This is a genomic window from Rickettsiales bacterium (genome assembly GCA_033762595.1).
In the GTDB taxonomy this organism is placed as follows: domain Bacteria; phylum Pseudomonadota; class Alphaproteobacteria; order Rickettsiales; family UBA8987; genus JANPLD01.
The window spans coordinates 1-5,498 of sequence record JANRLM010000048.1 but is presented as its reverse complement, the minus strand read 5'-3'; the positions used below and the strand labels follow the sequence as shown (position 1 = coordinate 5,498).

Sequence of the window (5,498 nt, the reverse complement as noted above, 5' to 3'; positions counted from 1 at the left end):
TACTGATTTAATGTATGAAATTCCTGATCGTAAAGATGTTGCAAAAATCATCATTGATGAAAATGTTATCAATGAAGGTAAAAAGGCAAAAATCATCTTGAAAGATAAAGAAAAAGAAGAAAAGCCTAAAGATAAAAAAGTCAAGCCTGCTAGTTAGCTTTTAAGAGGGCATTGTTAGTTAAGTATAGATTTAAGATCCTTAACCTCCAATTGTCACCCCTCATATATTGCGGGGTTAATGTTTGAAAGTGTTTCTAAGGATCAAGTTTAGAGCGTGTTTTATGGTTAACCCCATGACAAGCACGGGGTGACAAATACTTGGAAGTTATTATATATATTGATTCTAAATGCTTCGAGGAAGTAACTTCTTTTTCTTGATATTTCTGCAAAAACTTATAAATAGCTAACTCTATTTCCTTATGGAGGGTGTAGCTCAGCTGGTTAGAGCGCAAGATTGTGGATCTTGAGGTCGCGGGTTCGAAACCCGTCACTCTCCCCATTTACCTGATTTTTAGCGTTAAAGAAAATTTTTTAGTTTTTTCTCTTGCTACGAATTAATTGTGAACACTACTAAAACACCAATTGTCAGCCCGTGCCTGTTAAGGGGTTAAAGACCTTAATTTAACCACATCATTTTTCATTCCCGCGAAAGCGGGAATCTATAAAATAATGGATACCCGCTTTCGCGGGTATGAAGAGTTTGTGGTTGAGTGATTCCAATGAGTTGTTTTATGGTTAACCCAGCAATAAATGCGAGGGAGTAAACAATAGCAGAAAGTTAATAAAATCTATGCTTAGCACTTATTAACCATAAGCCAATTGCCCCCGCCCCTGCCCTCCCCCGTAAACGGGAGAGGGAGATTTTTCCAGAGCCAATAAAATAAACTAAAGTGGCAGATTATCGTGTTTTTTCCAAGGTTTGTTGGCTTTCTTTTTATAAAGAAGCGTAAGGGCGTGGCAAATCCTCCAGCGAGTATTTTGCGGGCGGATAACATCATCAATATAGCCACGAGATGCCGCATAGAAAGGGTTTGCGAATTTCTCTTTATATTCTTGCTCTTTGGCTTTTAATTCCTCACCTTCAAAACCGCGGTAGAGAATTTTTGATGCACCTTCCGCACCCATCACCGCAATTTCAGCATTCGCCCAAGCGTAATTTATATCACCTCTTAAATGCTTGGAGTTCATAACAATATATGCACCGCCATAGGCTTTACGAGTAATAACGCTGATTTTCGGAACGGAAGCCTCAGCATATGCATAAAGAAGTTTTGCGCCGTGGCGAATTATCCCGTGATGTTCTTGCGAAACGCCCGGTAAAAAGCCCGGAACATCAATAAAGCTAACGATTGGAATTTCATAAGCATCACAAAATCTAATAAAACGAGCCGCTTTTACAGAAGCATCAATATCCAAACAGCCAGCTAAAACCATCGGCTGATTTGCAACAAAACCAACGGTTCTGCCTTGCATTCTGCCAAAACCAACGATTATATTTTGGGCGTAATCTGGCTTAATTTCATAGAAATCACCCTCATCAACAACACTCAAAATAAGCTGTTTCATATCATAAGGCTTATTCGGATTATCAGGGATTAAAGTGTTGAGAGATAAATCAATTCTATCAGCAGGGTCAAGGGTTTCACGATAAGGGATTATGCCATTATTACAAAGCGGCAAAAAGTTAATCAGCCTGCGGGTTTGCAGAAGTGCATCAATATCATTGGCAAATGATCTATCAGAAACACCAGTTTTTGTAGTGTGTATTATTGCACCGCCAAGTTCTTCTTGAGTAACATCTTCATGCGTAACGGTTTTCACAACTTCAGGGCCAGTAACAAACATATAAGATGAATTACGCACCATGAAAGTGAAATCAGTTAAAGCAGGGGAATAAACCGCACCACCCGCACAAGGCCCCATAATTAAGGAAATTTGAGGAATTACGCCTGAATAATCAACATTTCTTTGGAAAATTTCACCATAGCCAGCGAGAGAATCAACGCCTTCTTGAATCCTCGCACCGCCAGAATCATTGATCCCTATAACTGGCGCACCAACTTTTGCGGCGAGATCCATAATTTTACATATCTTTGATGCATTAGCCTCACTCATAGAGCCACCCATAACGGTGAAATCTTGGCTATATACAAACACTAAACGGCCGTTAATTGTGCCTTGCCCAGTTACAACGCCGTCTCCCGGAGTTTTATTTTCTGCCATACCAAAATTACTTTGGCGATGCTCAACAAACATTCCAAATTCTTCAAATGAATCAGGATCAAGCAGAACTTCAATTCTCTCACGAGCAGTAAGTTTGCCCCTTTCATGCTGAGAATCAATCCTCTTTTGCCCACCGCCCATTCTTGCGGAACGCCTCTTTTCCTCTAAAACTCTAACAACTGGTGATTTCATAGCTTCGCTATTTTTGTTATAAATTCTTACTAGCAATTTTGCTAAATTTCCGCAAGTAAAATACAGCCATCGGAATCTGGATTTTTGATAATATCATATTTGAATTTATGCTTTTTCTTAGCCTCGCTAATTTCTTCCATCACTTTTGCACCTTTATGTAGAATGAATTTTGTATCCTTTTTAAGGAAATTTTTTGAAATAGAAAAAATATCAGATAGGCTCGCAAAAGCCCTTGCAGTAATAATATCAGCTTTAATATTTTTTTCAGATTCAATTCTTTGATTACGAATTTCAATGTTATCAAGCCCCAGTAAATTTTTCGCCTCATTCAAAAAATTTGTTTTTTTGCCTATAGATTCAAATGCATAAATTTTTAGGTTCTCTATAGGCTTTTCATAAGTAAAATATAATGCATTAGTTATAGCTGGAAACCCTGCCCCACTGCCAAAATCACAGATAATAAATTTTCTATTATGGGCTAAATTATTTTCAATAAACGGAATAATCTTAAGAGAATCCAAACTATGACGATTCCTAATATCCGCTTCAGATGATTTGGAAATAAGATTGTGAATTTGATTTGTCTCAATAACAAATTTTTCAAATTGAGAGAGCTTCTCCAAAAATTTCTGAGAATATTGCATTAGAAAATTTTAATTATACCTATAGTTATGCAAATTAGGGCGGAAACCATAAAATAGCTGATTGTTAGCATCATTCCTGCAATTCTTGGAAATAAGTTTTTTCTGTTTTGAATTCCTTTTCCTTCAGCAATTAAAAGGCCATAAGCGTGAGAAATTCTGCCAATTAATAGCACGAAAGCCATTATTAAAATTATAAATTTTGGTAAATCAGCAATTTCCATAAGCCCTAACATAAAAAGTGCGAGAGGCACATATTCCGCAAAATTTCCTTGAGCCCTCTGCCTTCTAATCATTTCAATGTTATTGCCATCACCATATGGAAGATTATTTTTCTGCCTAAATGATATTACATTTAATATCAAAAACACATAAAAAAGGGCAAATATACCAGTAAATACAAGGGTTATAGGCATATTAAAAAATAAAAGCAAGTGCAACTAGGGCGAGTGAAATTCCTTGCAGGCCAACTCTTGCAGCCATTAGGCTTGTGCCGTATTTTTTGTTTTTCTCACCACCTGTTGCCATTAAAACTATGCCGATTGTGCAAGTAAAAAGGGTTAAAAGCATAAAAACACCAGCAAGTAAAAAAATAGGAATATTCATAGGGATTTTTTTAATGAATTGTTTTATTAATATTAGCAAATTTTGCCTCAGCTTCTGCAAGGCCTAAAACTTTGAACATAGCTTTTGCACGCTCTTGCAGAGTTTTGCATTCTAAAAATAATTGTTTTTCTTCAGAATTAAACGGCAAGTATGAGGCTAAAAAATCAACAATAAAACCATCATCAACATTGTTAAAACTGCTTATACTTGCAAGGGAGGCATTATGATTGCCTTTTGTTAAATAACTATCAATCTTTTCAAATAATGCCTTTCTGCCTTGTTCAATTTTGAAGGAAGCCCATTCATCGCGATAATTAAAATCTTCTAAAAACTCATTCCAATTAACTCTAAACCTGCGATAACCCCTTATGGTTGGAATTTCTTCCTCAATTTCAAAACGAGAAATTCCTGAAAGAACTATTAAATATCTGCCATCATCGGTTTCATTAAACGCTCTGATTCTGCCAGCACAGCCATATTTATATAGGCCCTTAGTTTTACTAAGTTTTGAAAATAAACTATTATTAGGTTGGATAATTCCGATTAATCTTTTTTCAGATAAAGCATCATCAACCATTTTAACATATTTAGGCTCAAAAATATTGAGTGGTAATTCTACACCCGGTAAAATCAACGCACCAGTAAGCGGAAATACTGGAATAGTATTTGGTAATTGTTCTTTTTTGATGTTTAGATCGTTAAACATAATTGGAATTCAGTTTATAAATATATATTATTCACATTAACCCATTATACCACTAAATTTTAGGTAATGTAACCCCCCTCTGCCCCATATATTTGCCAGAGCGATTTTTGTAAGAAATTTCACAGGGTTCATTGCCTTTTAGGAATAAAAATTGGCAAGCACCCTCATTTGCATAAATTTTCGCTGGAAGTGGCGTTGTGTTTGAAAATTCAAGGGTTACGTGTCCTTCCCAACCTGGTTCAAGCGGTGTAACATTAACTATAATACCGCACCTTGCATAGGTAGATTTACCAACGCAAATAACCAAAACATCTTCGGGAATACGGAAATATTCAATGGTTCTAGCTAGTGCAAAGCTGTTTGGCGGAATAACGCATATATCCGTTTTTCTATCCACAAAACTTTTTGGCGAGAAATCTTTTGGGTCTACGATTGCAGAATCAACATTAGTGAATATTTTGAATTCATCTGAAACCCTCGCATCATAACCATATGATGAAACGCCATAAGAAATAAGCCCCTTATTAGCTTCAGTTTTAACTTGTTTTTCAGCAAAAGGCTCAATCATATTTTGCTCTTTTGCCATTTTGGCTATCCATTTATCAGACATTACGCTCATAAAAATAACATATATTTTGACTAGATTTATAAATCTCTTATAATTCAAACTAATAATTCGCAATAAATAATTACAAAAATGGCACCAGAATTAAAAAATCACACCGTTACAGCTTTTGATCAAGATTTGAAAAAAATCACTGCAAGCCTTTATGATATGAACTTGCTTGTTACTGATTCTATGAGGCTTTTTAAGCAATCTATCAGCAATCAAGCGGCGGAATATATTGTTAATGTTCGCGATATTGATGATAAAATTAATGAACTTGAAAAACAAGTTGAAAAACTTTCAACCAATATAATCGCCCTTAGACACCCTATGGCGGTTGATTTGCGATTTGTTATTTCCGCGATCAAAGTTTCAACAATGGTTGAAAGGCAAGGTGATATTATTGAAAAAGCTGTTAGAAAAATCCCTGGGATTAACCCAAAACTTCTGCCACTTTATCAACCTCAGCTTGATGAAATTGCAAATATTATCATTGAAATGTTAACTCATGCAATTAAGGGCT

General features: G+C 35.8%; 7 protein-coding genes and 1 tRNA gene. 2 read left to right on the top strand and 6 right to left on the bottom strand.

Annotated features, from left to right (window positions below):
• Positions 1 to 422: 422 nt before the first annotated feature.
• Positions 423 to 499, top strand: a tRNA-His gene (locus SFT90_03655).
• 386 nt (positions 500 to 885) lie between these two features.
• Here the strand turns inward: SFT90_03655 and SFT90_03650 are convergent.
• From SFT90_03650 to dcd, 6 genes are read right to left on the bottom strand one after another with little or no spacing between them, the layout of a single operon-like run.
• The gene (locus SFT90_03650) at positions 886 to 2,415 is read right to left on the bottom strand and encodes an acyl-CoA carboxylase subunit beta (protein ID MDX1949581.1); all 1,530 of its coding nucleotides are present in this window, start codon (positions 2,413 to 2,415) and stop codon (positions 886 to 888) included.
• A gap of 41 nt (positions 2,416 to 2,456) precedes the next feature.
• Positions 2,457 to 3,059, bottom strand: coding sequence for a 16S rRNA (guanine(527)-N(7))-methyltransferase RsmG (gene rsmG / locus SFT90_03645; GenBank protein ID MDX1949580.1), 603 nt, complete (start codon positions 3,057 to 3,059; stop codon positions 2,457 to 2,459).
• Positions 3,059 to 3,472, bottom strand: a complete 414-nt coding sequence (locus tag SFT90_03640; GenBank protein ID MDX1949579.1) for an MAPEG family protein — start codon at positions 3,470 to 3,472, stop codon at positions 3,059 to 3,061. Before SFT90_03640 ends, rsmG begins: the two co-directional genes overlap by 1 nt.
• Before the next feature lies 1 nt (position 3,473).
• Positions 3,474 to 3,662 (bottom strand): hypothetical protein, encoded by a 189-nt coding sequence (locus SFT90_03635; GenBank protein MDX1949578.1) that lies wholly within the window; start codon positions 3,660 to 3,662, stop codon positions 3,474 to 3,476.
• Between the two features lie 10 nt (positions 3,663 to 3,672).
• The gene (locus SFT90_03630; protein MDX1949577.1) at positions 3,673 to 4,368 is read right to left on the bottom strand and encodes an LON peptidase substrate-binding domain-containing protein; all 696 of its coding nucleotides are present in this window, start codon (positions 4,366 to 4,368) and stop codon (positions 3,673 to 3,675) included.
• Between the two features lie 52 nt (positions 4,369 to 4,420).
• Complete coding sequence (gene dcd / locus SFT90_03625; GenBank protein MDX1949576.1) at positions 4,421 to 4,987, bottom strand: dCTP deaminase; 567 nt, start codon at positions 4,985 to 4,987, stop codon at positions 4,421 to 4,423.
• Between the two features lie 78 nt (positions 4,988 to 5,065).
• Here dcd and SFT90_03620 point away from each other — a divergent pair.
• Positions 5,066 to 5,498: PhoU domain-containing protein (locus SFT90_03620; GenBank protein ID MDX1949575.1), on the top strand; the 433-nt coding region annotated here is incomplete at its 3' end.

Bases quoted from the DNA above. Each gene is read 5' to 3' on its own strand.
- dcd (MDX1949576.1), bottom strand. From the start codon at position 4,987: ATGAGCGTAATGTCTGATAAATGGATAGCCAAAATGGCAAAAGAGCAA.
- SFT90_03650 (MDX1949581.1), bottom strand. From the start codon at position 2,415: ATGAAATCACCAGTTGTTAGAGTTTTAGAGGAAAAGAGGCGTTCCGCA.
- SFT90_03630 (MDX1949577.1), bottom strand. From the start codon at position 4,368: ATGTTTAACGATCTAAACATCAAAAAAGAACAATTACCAAATACTATT.
- rsmG (MDX1949580.1), bottom strand. From the start codon at position 3,059: ATGCAATATTCTCAGAAATTTTTGGAGAAGCTCTCTCAATTTGAAAAA.
- SFT90_03640 (MDX1949579.1), bottom strand. From the start codon at position 3,472: ATGCCTATAACCCTTGTATTTACTGGTATATTTGCCCTTTTTTATGTG.
- SFT90_03635 (MDX1949578.1), bottom strand. From the start codon at position 3,662: ATGAATATTCCTATTTTTTTACTTGCTGGTGTTTTTATGCTTTTAACC.